The following is a 16,147-nucleotide window of genomic DNA, read 5'->3' as shown; positions in this document are numbered from 1 at the left end:
CGGCGCTGGGCATTTCGACCGGGAGTGGGATGACTTTGGATTGGTTGGAGTTGAGCGAGGCGGAATGGACGGCGATCCTGCTGAGCCTGCGCGTGGCGACGGTTGCGATGGTCTGCAGCCTGCCGTTTGCGCTTGGGGTCGCCATGCTGCTTGCCCGCGGACGCTTCTGGGGCAAGACGGCGCTAAACGGCCTCGTTCACATGCCCCTGATCCTGCCCCCCGTCGTCACCGGCTTCCTGCTGCTGCTGCTGTTCGGCCGTCGCGGACCGATCGGCGCCTTTCTCGCCGAGAATTTCGGCCTCGTCTTTTCCTTCCGCTGGACCGGCGCGGCACTCGCCTGCGCCGTCATGGCCTTCCCCTTGATGGTTCGCAGTATCCGGCTGTCGATCGAGGCGGTCGACCGCAAGCTCGAGGATGCCGCAACCACGCTCGGCGCCGGGCCGGTCTGGGTGTTCTTCACCATCACGCTGCCCTTGATCCTGCCAGGCATCATCGCCGGCATGATCCTCGCTTTCGCCAAGGCGATGGGCGAATTCGGCGCGACCATCACCTTCGTCTCCAACATCCCCGGCGAAACGCAGACGCTGTCGTCTGCGATCTACACCTTCACCCAGGTGCCGGGCGGCGATGCCGGCGCCATGCGCCTGACGATCATCTCGGTGATCATCTCCATGGCGGCGCTGATGCTCTCGGAGCTGCTGGCAAACGCCGCCGCCAAGCGAACGGTTGCCGCATGAGCCTTCTCGTTGAAGCCCGCCATCGGCTCGGGGATTTCTCCGTCGACGCCACCTTCACCTCCGACGGCGGCGTCACCGCGCTGTTCGGCCGCTCGGGCTCGGGCAAGACCTCGCTGATCAACATCATCGCCGGACTGATGAAGCCGGAAAGCGGCCGCGTGGTGCTGGACGGCGACATCATCGCCGACAGCGAACGACGGATCTTCACGCCGGTGCATCGCCGCCGCTTCGGCTATGTCTTCCAGGAAGCTCGGCTGTTCCCGCACTTAAGCGTCGGCAGCAACCTTGCCTATGGCCGCTGGTTTGCCGGCAGGTCAGGAAAGGCGGCCGACATGGCGCGTGTCGTCGACATGCTCGGCATCGGCCATCTGCTCGAGCGCAACCCCTCGGCGCTCTCGGGCGGCGAGCGGCAGCGCGTCGCCATCGGCCGCGCTTTGCTTGCCGCCCCCCGCCTGCTGCTCATGGACGAGCCGCTTGCCGCGCTCGACGATGCGCGTAAGGCCGAGATCCTGCCTTATCTCGAGCGATTGCGCGACGATGCGGGCGTGCCGATCGTCTATGTCAGCCACTCCGTGAGTGAGGTCGCGCGCCTGGCGCAACGGGTCGTCGTGCTGGAGAACGGCCGCGTAAAGGCATCGGGCGCCGCCGCCGAAGTGTTGAGCGCGCCGGCGGCGGCACTGGCAACCGGCCGGCGCGAAGCGGGCGTGTTGCTCGAAGGCGTGGTCGAGATGCACGACGCCACCCACGATCTGACAACCGTCCGGGTCGGCGACCGGCTGATCCGGGTGCAAAGGATCGACGTGGCGCCGGGGCACGCGCTGCGCCTGCATATTGCCGCACGCGACGTCATGCTGGCGACGGTTCGTCCTGAAGGCATCAGCGCTCTAAACGTGCTGGAGGGAACGATCGTCGACCTGACAGTGGGCGAAAACGGCAGTGTCGATGTGCGGGTGGACTGCGGAAGCGCGACGATCGCCGCCCGCATCACCACCTTTTCACGCGATGCGCTCCAGCTTTATCAGGGCAAGCCGGTCCACGCGATCATCAAGTCCGTGGCGATCGATCACTGACAGGCGCACTCGCCTGCTCCCGATCGCGGACGGCCTCCAGCCAGGCGAGATCATCGGCGATGGCGGCCTTCGCCTTCGCCTCCATTTCGCGATAACGGCGGATCAGCGTTTCGCCGAACGGTGTCAGCATCGCACCACCACCCTGTTTGCCGCCACGCTGGCTTTCGACCGACGGTTCCCGGAACATCCGGTTCAGCGCATCGACCAAAAGCCACGCCCGGCGGTAGGACATGTCCATAGCGCGGCCGGCAGCCGAGATCGATCCGGTCTCGCGGATGAGTTCCAAAAGCATGATCTTGCCGCGCCCAAGTCGGTCCCCTGGCGGAAAGTCGATGCGCAGAATAGGGCGAAGGTCGTCGGGTCGGTCACTCATGCGCGAAACATAGAAGTTTGCGCGCCAAATCGAAAGTCGGTCTGAAGCCAGGCCCGGCCGATTTCACATCGGCCGAACCGGGCAAAACATCAAGGGTGCAGAAAGGCTAGAATCCGGGCCTTGATCTGGCGATGCCGGCATGTACCGATGGCGCGTCCGCAAAACCCCGCCTGAAAGCTTGCCCTCATGCCCGGTCCCCCTCTCGATGCCGTCGAAACCGATCAGATCCAACCGGCGAAAGCCGATGTCGTCATCATCGGTGGCGGCGTCATCGGTGCCAGCACCGCACTGTTTCTCGCCGAACGCGGCATCGATGTTGTGCTCTGCGAAAAGGGTGTGCCCGGAGCGGAACAGTCGAGCCGCAACTGGGGTTGGGTGCGCGTCATGGGCCGTGACGAACGGGAGATACCGCTGGCGATCGAAGCGCTGAAGATCTGGGATACGCTCGATGCCCGCGTTGCAGGCGAAACCGGCTTTCGCCGCAGCGGCATCCTCTACATCTCCGAAAACGATGCCGATATCGCCAACCGCGATGCGTGGCTTGCCATGGCAAGACCCTATGGCGTCGACAGCCGGCAGATCGGGGCCGAAGAAACACAAGACCTGATGCCGGGCGCAGGCATCCGCTACTGGGGCGCGCTGCACACGCCGAGCGACGGCAGGGCCGAACCGCAAAAGGCGGTACCGGCAATCGTTGCCGGAGCCAGGCGCGCCGGCGCCCGCGTTCTGTCCGGCTGTGCCGTCCGCGGTGTCGAGAGGACGGCCGGCCGGATCAGTGCCGTCGTCACCGAGAAGGGCCGGATCGAAACCGCGACCGTGGTCGTGGCCGGGGGCGCCTGGTCACGCCTCTTCCTCAAGGGGCTCGGCATCCGGCTGCCGCAACTGAAAGTGCGCAACACAGTGCTCCGGACCAGTGCGGTATCGGGCGGCCCCGAGGGCGCGGGCGCGACGGGCAGCTACGCCTATCGCAAACGCCTCGACGGCGGCTACACGATTGCCGACGGTGGCGCCAATCTGCACCCCGTTGTGCCTGATAGTGTCGCCTTTTTCCGCGATTTCCAACCGGCGCGGAAGGCCGAGGGCGATTCCGTCCAGGTCGGCCTCAGTGCCCAGAGCTGGCGCGAACTCTTCGAGATCGGTTCCGTTCCACTCAACCGCCCAGGCGCCTTCGAGCGGCACCGGGTGCTGGATCCGCAACCCGATCAGCATTCCGCGCTGCGCGCATTCGATGAAGCAAAAAAGGCATTGCCGTCCCTCCGCGACGCTCGCGTACAGCAGGTCTGGGCCGGCCTGATCGACGTCACGCCCGACGCCGTGCCGGTGATTTCTACGGTCGAAAGCCTGCCCGGCCTGGTCGTCGCCGCAGGATTTTCCGGCCATGGCTTCGGCATCGGCCCAGGGGCCGGACATCTGGTCGCCGACCTCGTTACCGGTCAAAAACCGATCGTCGACCCCACACCTTTTCGCCTCTCACGTTTCTCCGACGGCACCCCGATCACCATCGCTCCGCCGGTTTGATCATCCGAACGGCAAGTGGTCGCGCAAGAAAATTACGCGTGAGCCGGACCTGGAATCGCAGCCGCATCTGCCGCTGGCATGGCGATGGCAGGAATCTGTCTTTCTTCTGCTGCAAGCAGCCCGGGCGGCCGAAAGGCCTTCATAAGCCCCTGAACTCATGGCAGTCTGTGTGCATTCCCGTCGGGAGAACGGGCTGAGGAGGAAGGCGTGACGATCTGGGGCGGAGGAGCCCGCAGGTGGTCCCGCCCACTTTTGCCATGCGGCGACATCCCGTTTTCCCCGATGCTGACTGGTGCGCGTCGCGCACTCCGGAGGGAGGCCGGAAACCGCATGAGCGATCCCGATCGACTTAGCCTGCATGTCCCCGAACCGGCCGTCCGGCCGGGTGGCGAGCCGGACTTTTCCAACGTCAAGATTCCGAAGGCGGGCTCCGTTCCGAGGCCGGAAATCGATGTCGCCCCGGAAGAGATCCGCGACCTCGCCTATTCGATCATCCGCGTACTCAACCGCGACGGTGAGGCGGTCGGCCCCTGGGCCGGGCTGTTGTCGGACGACGAACTCTTGGCCGGCCTCAAGCACATGATGACGCTGCGCGCCTTCGATGCGCGCATGGTCATGGCGCAGCGGCAGGGCAAGACCTCGTTCTACATGCAGCATCTGGGCGAAGAGGCGGTCAGCTGCGCCTTCCGCAAGGCGCTGAACAAGGGCGACATGAACTTCCCGACCTATCGCCAGGCGGGCCTATTGATCGCCGACGAATACCCGATGGTCGAGATGATGAACCAGATCTTCTCGAACGAGAGCGATCCGTTGCGCGGCCGCCAGTTGCCGATCATGTATTCCTCCAAGGAACATGGCTTCTTCACCATCTCCGGCAACCTCGCCACGCAATATGTCCAGGCTGTCGGCTGGGCCATGGCCTCGGCGATCAAGAACGACACCAAGATCGCGGCCGCTTGGATCGGCGACGGCTCGACGGCGGAATCCGACTTCCACTCAGCGCTCGTCTTCGCCTCCACCTACAAGGCGCCTGTTATCCTCAACATCGTCAACAATCAGTGGGCGATCTCGACCTTCCAGGGCATCGCCCGCGGCGGCTCCGGCACCTTTGCCGCCCGCGGCCTCGGCTTCGGCATCCCGGCACTGCGCGTCGACGGCAACGACTATCTCGCCGTCTATGCGGTCGCCAAATGGGCGGCGGAGCGCGCCCGGCGCAACCTCGGCCCGACGGTGATCGAATATGTCACCTACCGGGTCGGAGCACATTCCACCTCCGACGATCCGAGCGCCTACCGGCCGAAGACGGAATCGGAAGCCTGGCCACTCGGCGACCCGGTCCTCCGGCTGAAAAAGCACCTGATCCTGCGTGGCGCCTGGTCGGAAGAGCGCCACACCCAGGCGGAAGCCGAGATCGTCGACGCGGTGATCCAGGCGCAAAAGCAGGCAGAAGGCCACGGCACCTTGCATGCCGGCGGCAAGCCATCGGTGCGCGACATCTTCGAAGGCGTCTACGCCGAGATGCCGCCACATATTCGCCGCCAGCGCCAGAAGGCAGGATACTGATATGGCCAGAATGACAATGATCGAGGCCGTGCGCAGCGCCATGGACGTCTCCATGGGGCGCGATGACAATGTCGTCGTCTTCGGCGAGGACGTCGGTTACTTCGGCGGCGTCTTCCGCTGCACGCAAGGGCTTCAGGCGAAATATGGCAAGACCCGCTGCTTCGACGCGCCGATCAGCGAAAGCGGCATCGTCGGCACGGCAATCGGCATGGCGGCCTACGGGCTGAAACCCTGCGTCGAGATCCAGTTTGCCGACTACATGTACCCCGCCTACGACCAGATCACCCAGGAAGCAGCCCGCATCCGCTATCGCTCCAACGGCGACTTCACCTGCCCGATCGTGCTGCGCATGCCGACCGGCGGCGGCATCTTCGGCGGCCAGACGCACAGCCAGAGCCCGGAAGCGCTGTTCACCCATGTCTGCGGCCTCAAGGTCGTGGTGCCGTCCAATCCCTATGACGCCAAGGGCCTGCTGATCGCCTCGATCGAAGACCCCGATCCGGTGATGTTCCTGGAGCCGAAGCGGCTCTATAACGGTCCCTTCGACGGCCATCACGACCGGCCCGTCATCCCCTGGTCGAAACACGATCTCGGCGAGGTGCCGGAGGGGCATTACACGATCCCGATCGGCAAGGCGGAAGTGCGTCGCAAGGGCTCGGCCGTCACCGTCGTCGCCTATGGCACCATGGTGCATGTGGCGCTGGCAGCAGTGGAAGAAACCGGCATCGACGCCGAGGTGATCGACCTGCGCAGCCTGCTGCCGCTCGATCTCGACGCCATCGTCCAGTCGGTCGAAAAGACCGGCCGCTGCGTCGTCGTGCATGAGGCGACGCTGACATCGGGCTTCGGCGGCGAAATCGCCTCCCTCGTCCAGGAGTATTGCTTCTACCATCTGGAAGCCCCCGTCGTGCGCGTCGCCGGCTGGGACACACCCTACCCGCATGCCCAGGAGTGGGACTATTTCCCCGGCCCGGCGCGCGTCGGACGCGCGCTCGTCGAAGTGATGGAGGCCTGAGCATGGGCGAATTCGTAATCAAGATGCCGGATGTCGGCGAAGGCGTGGCCGAGGCCGAACTGGTCGAATGGCATGTGAAACCCGGTGATCCCGTGCGCGAGGACATGATCCTCGCCGCCGTCATGACCGACAAGGCGACGGTCGAGATCCCCTCACCGGTCAACGGCACGGTGCTCTGGCTCGGTGCCGAGATCGGCGACACGGTGGCGGTCAAGGCCCCTCTCGTTCGCATCGAAATCGCCGGCGAAGGCACGGAGGCTCTTGCGGCCGAAGAAAAGCCAGCGGCCAAGGCGGAGGAAAAACCGGTGCCGAAGACCGAAGCCCCGGCCGCAACACCGAGCCAACCGGCAAAGGTCGAGGCGAAGACGGCGGCCCCGGCCAAGAACGGCGTGCATGTTTCATCCGAGCGCCTGGAGAAGGCACTGGCCTCCCCCGCCGTGCGCCTGCGCGCCCGCGAAAGCGGAGTCGACCTGCGCCAGGTGACCGGCACCGGGCCTGCCGGGCGCATCACCCATGATGATCTCGACCAGTTTCTTGCCCGTGGCGCGCAGCCGGTGGCAGTCCCTGCCGGGCTCGTGCGCAAGACCGCCATCGACGAGATCAAGGTGACCGGTCTACGCCGCCGCATCGCCGAGAAGATGACGCTGTCGACCTCGCGCATCCCCCACATCACCTATGTGGAGGAGGTCGACATGACAGCACTCGAAGACCTGCGCACCATGATGAACCGCGATCGCAAGCCGGATCAGCCGAAGCTGACGATCCTGCCCTATCTGATGCGCGCGCTTGTGCGGGCGATCGCCGATCTGCCGGGTGTGAACTCCACCTTCGACGATGGCGCCGGCATCATCAACCGTCACCACGCGGTACATATCGGCATCGCCACGCAGACGCCGGCGGGCCTGACCGTGCCGGTCGTGCGCCACGCCGAAGCGCGCGGCATCTGGGATTGCGCCGTCGAGCTCAACCGGCTGGCGGAAGCGGCCCGTACTGGCACCGCGACCCGCGACGAGCTCACCGGCTCGACCATCACCATCTCCTCGCTCGGCGCACTCGGCGGCATCGTCACGACCCCTGTTATCAACCACCCCGAGGTCGCGATCGTTGGCGTCAACAAGCTGGCGGTTCGCCCGGTCTGGGACGGTGCGCAATTCGTACCGCGCAAGATCATGAACCTGTCGTCGAGCTTCGACCATCGCGTCATCGATGGCTGGGATGCGGCCACCTTCGTGCAGCGGCTGAAGGCTCTGCTCGAAACGCCAGCGCTGATTTTCGTGGAGGCATGAGGCGATCATGAAGGAAATTTCCTGCAAGCTGCTCGTCATCGGTGCCGGCCCCGGCGGCTACATCTGCGCCATCCGCGCTGGCCAGCTCGGCGTCGACACCGTCATCGTCGAGAAGGCGAAGGCCGGCGGTACCTGCCTCAATGTCGGCTGCATCCCGTCCAAGGCGCTCATCCACGCCGCCGACGAATTCCATAAGTTGCGCTCGGCTGCCTCCGGCCGCAGTCCGCTCGGCCTGTCGCTCGCCAACCCGACGATCGATCTCGCCCGCACCGTTGCCTGGAAGGACGGCATCGTCGGCCGGCTGAACGGCGGTGTCACCGGCCTTCTGAAGAAGGCAGGCGTTAAGGCCGTCATCGGCGTCGCCCGTTTCGTCGACGGCAAGACGGTCGATGTCGAGACCGAGATCGGCCTGCAGCGCATTCGCGCCGACGCGATCGTGATTGCCACCGGCTCGGCGCCGATCGAGCTTCCCGACATGCCGTTCGGCGGCTCGATCATTTCGTCGACCGAGGCGCTGTCGTTGAAAAGCGTGCCGGCCAGCGTTGCCGTCATCGGTGGCGGTTACATCGGACTGGAACTCGGCACCGCCTTTGCCAAGCTCGGCGCTCACGTCACCGTGCTCGAGGCGCAGACGCGCATCCTGCCGCAATATGACGCCGATCTGTCGAAGCCGATTGCCAAGCGGCTCGGCGAACTCGGCATCGAAGTGTTCACCCAGACAGTTGCCAAGGGGCTCTCCGCCGACGGCAAGAGCCTGCTTGCCGAGCACAATGGTCGGCCGATCGAGGTACCGGCGGAAAAGGTTCTGGTGACGGTCGGCCGCAAACCCGTGACCGAAGGTTTTGGGCTTGAAGAAATCGATCTCGACCGCGCCGGAAAATTCATCCGCATCGACGACCAGTGCCGCACGTCGATGCGCGGCATCTATGCGATCGGCGACGTCACCGGCGAGCCGATGCTGGCCCACCGCGCCATGGCGCAAGGGGAAATGGTCGCGGAGATCGTCGCCGGCAACAAACGCGCCTGGGACAAGCGCTGCATTCCCGCCGTCTGCTTCACCGACCCGGAGATCGTGACATCAGGACTATCGCCGGAAGAAGCCCGTGCCAGCGGCATCGAGATCAAGATCGGCCAGTTTCCCTTCCAGGCGAACGGCCGCGCCATGACGACGCTGTCGGAGGACGGTTTCGTGCGCGTCGTCGCGCGCGCCGACAACCATCTGGTCCTCGGCATCCAGGCCGTTGGCCACGGCGTGTCCGAGCTTTCGGCAAGCTTCGGACTTGCGATTGAGATGGGCGCGCGCCTAGAAGACATCGCCGGCACGATCCATGCTCACCCAACGCAATCGGAAGCGTTCCAGGAGGCGGCCCTCAAGGCTTTGGGCCACGCGCTGCATATCTGAACGGCGAGAGACGATCTCCTCTCACCTCATCCCTGTGCTTGTCACAGGAATCCAGCTACGGCGCGTCGGCGCCGTGAATGAATCGTCATCGCGCATTCAGCTCTTCGGAGGAAAGAAGCCCTTCAGCGCCGCAGACGCGGCGCTGCTGGATTCCTGTGACAAGCACAGGAATGAGGGCGGCGACAATGCCCCCCTTACTGCAACAACTCCAGCCCCACCGCCGTCGCCTCGCCGCCGCCGATGCAGAGGGAGGCGATGCCGCGCCTGACGCCCTTGGCGCGCATCGCGTGCAGAAGCGTCACGATGATCCGGGCGCCGGAAGCGCCGATCGGGTGGCCGAGCGCGCAGGCGCCGCCGTGGATGTTGACGATGTCGTCGGAAAGGCCGAGGTCGCGGACCGCAGCCATGGCAACCACGGCGAAGGCTTCGTTGATTTCATAGAGCCCGACGCTGTTCTTTTCCCAATCGAGCTTTGACAGCAGCTTCTCAATGGCTCCGATCGGCGCGGTGGTGAACCAGGCTGGCTCCTGCGCATGACCGGCATGGCCGGCAACGATCGCAAGCGGCGTCAGCCCACGCTTCTCCGCCTCGCTTGCGCGCATCAGGATGAGCGCTGCCGCACCGTCTGAGATCGAGGAGGAGTTGGCGGCCGTCACGCTGCCGTTTTCACGGAACGCCGGCTTCAGCTTCGGGATTTTTGCCGGGTCCGCCTTTCCGGGCTGCTCATCGTGGTCAAGCGTTACGGTCTGTCGCTTGCCGGCGCCGTTGATCGCAACCGTCTCCTCGGCAAACGAACCATCCTCCAATGCCTTCACGGCGCGTTCCAGCGAACGCAGGGCAAAGGCATCCTGATCCTCGCGGGAGAACTGGTAGTGCTCGGCCGTATCTTCGGCATAGGTGCCCATCAGCCGACCGGAATAGGCATCCTCGAGACCGTCGAGGAACATGTGATCCTTGACTTCGCCGTGGCCGAGGCGAAAACCGCCGCGTGCCTTGGGCAGTAGATAGGGCGCATTGGTCATCGACTCCATGCCGCCGACCGCAAGCGCCGTGGCGCCGCCGGAAAGCAGCGTGTCATGGCCGAGCATCAGCGCCTTCATGCCCGAACCGCAAACTTTCGAAATCGTGGTCGACGGCGTTTCCATGCCGAGGCCGGCGCCGAGTGCCGCCTGGCGCGCCGGGTTCTGGCCGACGCCCGCGGGCAGTACATTGCCCATCAGCACTTCGTCGACGGCATCGAGGCCGGCGCGCGCAAGCGCCGCCTTCAGCGCGATGGCGCCGATCTCCGGCGCCGTCAAATCCTTGAGGCCGCCCTGAAAGGCGCCCATCGGTGTGCGTGCCGCCGAAACGATGACGACCGGGTCAAGCTTGTCCATTCTTCCTCCTGCACCGCCTCTCTCGCGGTTGGAAGCGACTATAGCGCAGCGATTGTGCAGTGCAACGCGACTTGTTGGCGCCAGCGACCGGATCGGATTTTCACGTGTTCCACCGCCGGGACAACGCCCGGCGATGGCAGGTCGGGCTGCCGGCCGGCAATCAGCCCATGCGCTCGGAAGCATAGCTGCCGGGGCTCGCCGGGAAGACGACGACGCGGTTGCCGTTGATGAAGCAGCGATGATGGATATGGGCGTGTACGGCGCGCGCCAGCACCTGACTTTCGACGTCGCGGCCGATCGAGACATAGTCCTCGGCGCTCTGGGCATGGGTGATGCGGGCGATGTCCTGCTCGATGATCGGACCCTCGTCGAGATCCGCGGTGACATAGTGCGCCGTCGCACCGATCAGCTTCACGCCGCGCTCATAGGCCTGCTTGTAGGGGTTCGCGCCCTTGAACGACGGCAGGAAGGAATGGTGGATATTGATGATCCGGCCGGACATCTTCTTGCAGAGTTGGTCGGACAGAACCTGCATGTAGCGGGCGAGCACGACCAGATCGGCGTCCGTCTGCTCGACGATCTCCAGCATGCGTGCTTCGGCCTGCGGCTTGTTCTCCTTGGTCACCTTGATGTGGTGGAAGGGGATGTCGTGGTTGACGACCACCTTCTGGTAATCGAAGTGGTTGGAGATGACGCCGACGATATCGATCGGCAAGGCGCCGATCTTCCAGCGGTAGAGCAGGTCGTTGAGGCAATGGCCGAAACGCGACACCATCAGCAGCACTTTCATGCGCTCTTCGCTGTCGCGGATCTCGCAGGTCATGTCGAACCGCTTGACAACAGGCGCAAAGCCTTCCTTCAGCTCGTCGAGCTTGACGCCGTCCTGGCTGATGAAGGTCAGGCGCATGAAGAACAGGCCCGTCTGCAGGTCGTCGAACTGCGAACTGTCGGTGATATAACAGCCTTTTTCCGCGAGATAACCGGTAATGGCGGCAACGATGCCGCGGGTGGACTTGCAGGTGACGGTCAGCACATAGCTTTTCATCGGTATCTGTCTCTCGCTCCAGAGGTTTTTCCGGCCCCCCTTATACGGCCAGTCACCGCGAAAACTAGCGCGGCCTTCGCCCGGCTGTCGATCCATTCGCGACATCGGCTGGACGGAACCGGCCAGCCGGCACCGGTGCGGCTTTGTGAATGGCGCCTGGATTGGCTAGCGCGGGGTGCGATCGGGATGGGCGCGGGCAAACGCGTCGATCTCGGCGCAGCGCTGGTCGATGGCGACAAGTTTCGGGCAGGCGGAAAGATCGACGTCCCAGCGACGGGCATTGTAGACCTGCGGCACCAGGCAGAAATCGGCCATGCCGGGGCTGTCGCCGTGGCAGAAGCTCCCGGTTGACGGGTGGTCGAGCAGGCGCTCGAACGCCGCCAAGCCCTCGCCGATGAACTTGCGCATCCAGTCGCGGCGCGCGGCCTCGCCGTCTGCAGCATTGGCCATGACGAAGGATACGACGCCGAGATTGCAGACGGGATGGATGTCCATCGCGATCGCGTAGGACAGCGCGCGCACGCGCTGCCGCCCCACCGCATCATCAGGCAGGAAGCCGGCCGCTTCCCGCGTTTCCGCCAGATACTCGATGATGGCGAGCGATTGCGTGAACCGCTCGCCATCGATGTCGAGCACGGGCAAGAGCCCCTGCGGATTGCGGTCGAGATGTTCCGCTTGCCGATGGCCCCTGGCAAGCAGGTCCACCGGCACCGATCGATAGGTCTCGCCGAGACTGTTCAGCGCGATGCGGACACGGTAGCTCGCCGAGGACCGCCAATAGTCATAGAGATCGGTCTCGGCCATGCTGCTATCCTCGTCGCGTGCGCTGCCCACAATCAGGCCTTTTCGTAAGGCCCGACCGACTGCTCGATCGCACCGAAGATCGAATGGCCCGCCTTGTCCTTCATCTCGATGCGCACGATGTCGCCGAAGCGCAGGAAGTGCGTCTTGGGCGCGCCGCCAACGATGGTCTCGATCATGCGCAGCTCGGCAATGCAGGAGTAGCCGGCGCCACCTTCGGAGACCGGTTTTCCGGGACCACGGTCGAGCTTGTTGGAGACGGTGCCCGAACCGATGATCGTGCCCGATGCAAGCGGCCGCGTCTTGGCCGCGTGCGCAATCAGTTGGCCGAAATCGAAGGTCATGTCGACGCCGGCGTCCGCGCGGCCGAAAGGCTTGCCGTTGAGGTCGACATGAAGCGGCAGATGCAGCTTGCCGCCATCCCAGGCGTCGCCCAATTCATCCGGCGTGACGGCGACCGGCGAGAAGGCAGACGACGGCTTCGACTGATAGAAACCGAAACCCTTGGCGAGTTCGGCCGGGATAAGACCGCGCAGCGACACGTCGTTGACCAGCATCACCAGCCGAATGGCGGCGCGCGCCTCTTCGATCGAGGCACCCATCGCCACGTCGTCGACGACGACGGCGATCTCGCCTTCCATGTCGACGCCCCAGCTTTCATCCGTCATCAGGATCGGATCGCGCGGCGCAATGAAGCTGTCCGAGCCGCCCTGGTAGATCAGCGGATCGGTCCAGAAGCTCGCCGGCATCTCGGCGTTGCGGGCTTTTCGCACCAGCTCGACGTGATTGACGTAGGCTGAACCGTCCGCCCACTGATAGGCGCGCGGCAACGGCGAAAGCGCATCGTGCTCGTGGAAGCGGACCGTTGGCTGCGCACCGGTTTCGATGCCTTCGGCAACGCGCTCGAGCCGCGGCCCTGTATGTGCCCAGTCGTCGAGTGCGGCCTGCATCGTGCGGGCAATGTGCCCGACCTCCGAGCAGCGGGTGAGATCGCGGGAGACGACCGCGAGTTTTCCGTCACGCGAGCCATCCTTGAGTGTCGCCAGTTTCATGCAATCCTCCCTCTACGCAGACGATTCGTCCGCAAGTTCCACAACAAGGCCGTCAGACGCGATCGTCAAGGCACCGGTCCAGCTTTTGCGCGTGGCAGCCGTCCAATGAGCGTGCGTGATTTCAGGATCGTCGGCCGGGATGAGATGATGCAGCACCAACCGCCCGACGCCGGCCGCCGTGGCAATCGCACCGGCCTCTCCGGCAAAACTGTGGCTTGCCAGCAGGTGCTCCTTCAGCCGCGCGCCGTTGCCGGTGCGCGCCACCAGCCGATCGACGCCCTCTGTCAGCATTGCCTCATGCACCAGAATGTCGGCACGATCAGCGAAATCGGCGAGCGGCGGGAAATAGGCCGTGTCGGCCGAAAATACCACGCTCGCCTCCGCATGGTCGAACCGCAGCGCGAAGCAATCGGTCACCGGCGGATGATCGACGCGCAGCGCCGACACCGCCAGGTCGCCTTCGGCCAGGACCGGGCCCTCGGCAAATTCGACGATGTCGACGAGTTGGCGCAGATCGGGCCGGCCCTCGTCGATGACGCGGATAACGATGTCGAATTTCATCGCCTGCAGAAAGCCGTGCCAGTAGTCGCGGGTTCCCGGCGGGCCGAAGACGCGCACGGTCGTTGCGAGACCGGCGGTCCAAGCGGTGTGGATCAAGGGCCCGAGCTCGAGCACGTGATCGGAATGCAGATGGGTGATGAAGATCAAATCCAGCGCTTTGAGGCTGACGCCGGCATCGGTGAGGCCGCGGGTGACGCCGAGGCCGCAGTCGACAACCACAGTGCGGCCGCCGATTTCAAGCAAGGACGAGGTCGGCGAAGGGCCGCCCGGACGGATTGCCGGGCCACCCTTGCTGCCGAGCAGAACCAGGCGTGCTCTCAAGACCAGTCGCCTTCCGGCGTGCCGTTGAAGCGCTTTTTCAGATCGGTCCAGCAATCGATGTAGTTGTCCTGCAACGTCTCCAGTTCGGCGGCGAAGCGGGTCAATTGCTGCGGAAAGCGGGTTTCGAACATGAAGGCCATCGTATGATCGAGCTTCACCGGTTTCAACTCGCTGTTTGTCGCCTTGTCGTAACCTGATGCGTCCGGCCCGTGGGCCAGCATCATGTTGTGCAGGCTCATGCCGCCGGGCACGAAGCCCTCCTCCTTGGCATCATAGCGACCATAGATCAGGCCCATGAACTCGCTCATGATGTTGCGGTGATACCAGGGCGGCCGGAAGGTGTGTTCGGCCACCAGCCAGCGCGGCGGGAAGATGACGAAATCGACATTCGCCGTTCCCTCCTCGCCCGACGGCGCGGTGAGCACGGTGAAGATCGACGGATCAGGATGATCGAACAGGATCGCTCCAACAGGCGAAAAGGTCCTGAGATCGTATTTATAGGGCGCGTAATTGCCATGCCAGGCGATGACGTCGAGTGGCGAATGGCCGATCTCGGTGACGTGGAAGGCGCCGCACCACTTCACATGCACGCGGCAGGGCGTTTCCTTTTCTTCATATGCAGCTACCGGCGTCTTGAAGTCGCGCGGATTGGCAAGGCAGTTGGCGCCGATCGGACCGCGATCCGGCAGTGTGAACTTGGCGCCGTAGTTTTCGCAGATGTAACCGCGCCAGACCTTTTCGTCGCCAAGCCTGGTCACCTTGAACATGGTGCCGCGCGGCACCAGGCAGATCTCCGAAGGCTCGACATCCATCTTGCCGAGTTCGGTGAACACCTGGATGGCGCCGCATTCCGGCACGATCAAAAGCTCGCCGTCGGCGTTGAAGAAATAGTCGTCGACCATATCGGCGTTGAAGGCATAGGCGTGGGCTGCCATGCCGCCCTGCGTCAGCGCGTCGCCGGCCGTCGTCATGGTGCGGATGCCTTCGAGGAAGTTCAATTTTTCCGACGGCGCCGGCAGCGGCCCCCAGCGCAACTGGCCAAGAGCCAGCGAATGATCGGCCACATGCGGCCCGGTCTTCCAGTACGGATAGTCGATTTTCTGGAACCGCCCGGTGTGACGCACGCTCGGGCGAATACGGTAGAGCCAGGAGCGCTCATTGGTGCCGCGCGGCGCGGTGAAGGGCGAACCGGAGAGCTGTTCGGCATAAAGACCGTAGGCGCATTTCTGCGGACTGTTCTGGCCCTGCGGCAAGGCGCCCGGCAGGCTTTCGGTCTCGAAATCGTTGCCGAACCCCGGCATGTAATCAAGCGACTGATCAGCAGTCGACCCGGCGCCCGCCTGCTTCTGTGCCTTGTCCAACATGACCTCAACCTCCTCCTCTGGTGCCTGCCCATCGAGGATCACGGCTGATCCCGGAAGTCCACGGCACGTTCTATACATATGGGCGCCGCCCCAAATCCGAATGGACGGTGGCGCGCTGCCGCCCTATTAGTTGCAATCGTAACTATCGATTTTGTAACTATCAAGGATGCCACAGATGGCGGCCGATGGCTTCGAGCTCAACGCATTCCTGCCCTACCGACTGAACCGCGCCGCCGAGTTCGTCGCCGTGCGCTTCGCAGCCGAATACAAGGCGCGCTATCAGTTGACGCGCCCCGAGTGGCGCACGCTGGCGGCGCTTGGAAGCTCGGCCCGTGCGATGACGGCGACGGAAGTCGGCACCCATTCGGCCATGCACAAGACCAAGGTCAGCCGCGCCGTCTCGGCGCTTGAGGAGCGGCGCTGGCTGAAGCGCAGCGAGGACGAAGACGACCGCCGGTTGGAACATCTGGAACTGACCAGGGCCGGCCGGCTGGCCTATGGCGAACTCACAGGACTTGCGAGCGTCTACCAGGCGCACCTCAACGAACTGATCGGCGCCGGCGGCTTGAAGGCGCTATGCGCCGGCCTTGAAGCGATCGAACGGGCGATCGACAGGGCCGAGAAGCGCCCTTCCCGCAAATGAGCCTTGTACCAGCCGGCGCT

At 64.5% G+C, this 16,147-nt stretch carries 15 protein-coding genes; 8 read left to right on the top strand and 7 right to left on the bottom strand.

Going from position 1 to position 16,147, the window contains the following annotated elements; translation table 11 throughout:
* The first annotated feature begins 35 nt into the window (after positions 1-35).
* Both modB and modC read left to right on the top strand, forming a co-directional pair.
* Positions 36-737, top strand: coding sequence for a molybdate ABC transporter permease subunit (modB, locus tag BKP54_RS27565; RefSeq protein ID WP_025424940.1), 702 nt, complete (start codon positions 36-38; stop codon positions 735-737).
* Entirely contained in the window at positions 734-1,807 is a 1,074-nt protein-coding gene (gene modC, locus BKP54_RS27560) for a molybdenum ABC transporter ATP-binding protein (RefSeq protein ID WP_025424941.1), read from the top strand. The genes modB and modC overlap by 4 nt, the downstream gene beginning before the upstream one ends.
* Here the strand turns inward: modC and BKP54_RS27555 are convergent.
* Entirely contained in the window at positions 1,782-2,180 is a 399-nt protein-coding gene (locus tag BKP54_RS27555) for a winged helix-turn-helix domain-containing protein (protein ID WP_025424942.1), read from the bottom strand. The two genes, modC and BKP54_RS27555, sit on opposite strands and share 26 nt — an antisense overlap.
* A gap of 186 nt (positions 2,181-2,366) precedes the next feature.
* Here BKP54_RS27555 and BKP54_RS27550 point away from each other — a divergent pair, with 186 nt between their 5' ends.
* From BKP54_RS27550 to lpdA, 5 genes are all read left to right on the top strand, one after another.
* Positions 2,367-3,698, top strand: a complete 1,332-nt coding sequence (locus BKP54_RS27550; RefSeq protein WP_057225139.1) for an FAD-binding oxidoreductase — start codon at positions 2,367-2,369, stop codon at positions 3,696-3,698.
* A 330-nt stretch (positions 3,699-4,028) separates the two neighbouring features.
* On the top strand, positions 4,029-5,261 hold the full coding sequence (locus BKP54_RS27545) for a 3-methyl-2-oxobutanoate dehydrogenase (2-methylpropanoyl-transferring) subunit alpha (RefSeq protein ID WP_025424944.1): 1,233 nt from the start codon (positions 4,029-4,031) through the stop codon (positions 5,259-5,261).
* A gap of 1 nt (position 5,262) precedes the next feature.
* On the top strand, positions 5,263-6,276 hold the full coding sequence (locus BKP54_RS27540) for an alpha-ketoacid dehydrogenase subunit beta (protein ID WP_025424945.1): 1,014 nt from the start codon (positions 5,263-5,265) through the stop codon (positions 6,274-6,276).
* Between the two features lie 2 nt (positions 6,277-6,278).
* A complete protein-coding gene (locus tag BKP54_RS27535; protein ID WP_025424946.1) occupies positions 6,279-7,562 on the top strand; it encodes a dihydrolipoamide acetyltransferase family protein in 1,284 nt (427 codons plus the stop codon).
* A gap of 7 nt (positions 7,563-7,569) precedes the next feature.
* A complete protein-coding gene (lpdA, locus tag BKP54_RS27530; protein WP_025424947.1) occupies positions 7,570-8,964 on the top strand; it encodes a dihydrolipoyl dehydrogenase in 1,395 nt (464 codons plus the stop codon).
* A 194-nt stretch (positions 8,965-9,158) separates the two neighbouring features.
* Here the strand turns inward: lpdA and BKP54_RS27525 are convergent, their stop codons facing one another.
* From BKP54_RS27525 to hmgA, 6 genes are all read right to left on the bottom strand, one after another.
* Positions 9,159-10,340 carry an acetyl-CoA C-acyltransferase gene (locus BKP54_RS27525; RefSeq protein WP_025424948.1) on the bottom strand — a complete coding sequence of 394 codons (1,182 nt, stop codon included), beginning with the start codon at positions 10,338-10,340 and terminating at the stop codon, positions 9,159-9,161.
* Between the two features lie 160 nt (positions 10,341-10,500).
* A complete protein-coding gene (gene purU, locus BKP54_RS27520; protein WP_025424949.1) occupies positions 10,501-11,385 on the bottom strand; it encodes a formyltetrahydrofolate deformylase in 885 nt (294 codons plus the stop codon).
* A gap of 165 nt (positions 11,386-11,550) precedes the next feature.
* Positions 11,551-12,189: a maleylacetoacetate isomerase gene (maiA, locus tag BKP54_RS27515; RefSeq protein WP_025424950.1), complete on the bottom strand. Its 639-nt coding sequence runs from the start codon at positions 12,187-12,189 to the stop codon at positions 11,551-11,553.
* A gap of 32 nt (positions 12,190-12,221) precedes the next feature.
* Positions 12,222-13,238, bottom strand: a complete 1,017-nt coding sequence (locus tag BKP54_RS27510; protein ID WP_057221593.1) for a fumarylacetoacetate hydrolase family protein — start codon at positions 13,236-13,238, stop codon at positions 12,222-12,224.
* Between the two features lie 12 nt (positions 13,239-13,250).
* Positions 13,251-14,120: an MBL fold metallo-hydrolase gene (locus tag BKP54_RS27505; protein WP_025424952.1), complete on the bottom strand. Its 870-nt coding sequence runs from the start codon at positions 14,118-14,120 to the stop codon at positions 13,251-13,253.
* Positions 14,117-15,484 carry a homogentisate 1,2-dioxygenase gene (gene hmgA / locus BKP54_RS27500; protein WP_025424953.1) on the bottom strand — a complete coding sequence of 456 codons (1,368 nt, stop codon included), beginning with the start codon at positions 15,482-15,484 and terminating at the stop codon, positions 14,117-14,119. Before hmgA ends, BKP54_RS27505 begins: the two co-directional genes overlap by 4 nt.
* Positions 15,485-15,659: 175 nt before the next feature.
* Here hmgA and BKP54_RS27495 point away from each other — a divergent pair, with 175 nt between their 5' ends.
* The gene (locus tag BKP54_RS27495) at positions 15,660-16,127 is read left to right on the top strand and encodes a MarR family transcriptional regulator (RefSeq protein WP_025424954.1); all 468 of its coding nucleotides are present in this window, start codon (positions 15,660-15,662) and stop codon (positions 16,125-16,127) included.
* The last annotated feature ends 20 nt before the right edge of the window (positions 16,128-16,147 follow it).

It is taken from the genome of Ensifer sp. 1H6 (assembly GCF_001976035.1).
In the GTDB taxonomy this organism is placed as follows: domain Bacteria; phylum Pseudomonadota; class Alphaproteobacteria; order Rhizobiales; family Rhizobiaceae; genus Ensifer; species Ensifer canadensis.
The sequence above is the reverse complement of the archived record's forward strand: the minus strand, read 5'-3'. Positions and strand labels throughout refer to the sequence as shown.

Coding starts and splice junctions, on each gene's coding strand:
- BKP54_RS27535 (WP_025424946.1), top strand. CDS start 6,279: ATGGGCGAATTCGTAATCAAGATGCCGGATGTCGGCGAAGGCGTGGCC.
- BKP54_RS27555 (WP_025424942.1), bottom strand. CDS start 2,180: ATGAGTGACCGACCCGACGACCTTCGCCCTATTCTGCGCATCGACTTT.
- modC (WP_025424941.1), top strand. CDS start 734: ATGAGCCTTCTCGTTGAAGCCCGCCATCGGCTCGGGGATTTCTCCGTC.
- hmgA (WP_025424953.1), bottom strand. CDS start 15,484: ATGTTGGACAAGGCACAGAAGCAGGCGGGCGCCGGGTCGACTGCTGAT.
- BKP54_RS27495 (WP_025424954.1), top strand. CDS start 15,660: ATGGCGGCCGATGGCTTCGAGCTCAACGCATTCCTGCCCTACCGACTG.
- BKP54_RS27550 (WP_057225139.1), top strand. CDS start 2,367: ATGCCCGGTCCCCCTCTCGATGCCGTCGAAACCGATCAGATCCAACCG.
- purU (WP_025424949.1), bottom strand. CDS start 11,385: ATGAAAAGCTATGTGCTGACCGTCACCTGCAAGTCCACCCGCGGCATC.
- BKP54_RS27525 (WP_025424948.1), bottom strand. CDS start 10,340: ATGGACAAGCTTGACCCGGTCGTCATCGTTTCGGCGGCACGCACACCG.
- maiA (WP_025424950.1), bottom strand. CDS start 12,189: ATGGCCGAGACCGATCTCTATGACTATTGGCGGTCCTCGGCGAGCTAC.
- BKP54_RS27545 (WP_025424944.1), top strand. CDS start 4,029: ATGAGCGATCCCGATCGACTTAGCCTGCATGTCCCCGAACCGGCCGTC.
- lpdA (WP_025424947.1), top strand. CDS start 7,570: ATGAAGGAAATTTCCTGCAAGCTGCTCGTCATCGGTGCCGGCCCCGGC.
- BKP54_RS27510 (WP_057221593.1), bottom strand. CDS start 13,238: ATGAAACTGGCGACACTCAAGGATGGCTCGCGTGACGGAAAACTCGCG.
- BKP54_RS27540 (WP_025424945.1), top strand. CDS start 5,263: ATGGCCAGAATGACAATGATCGAGGCCGTGCGCAGCGCCATGGACGTC.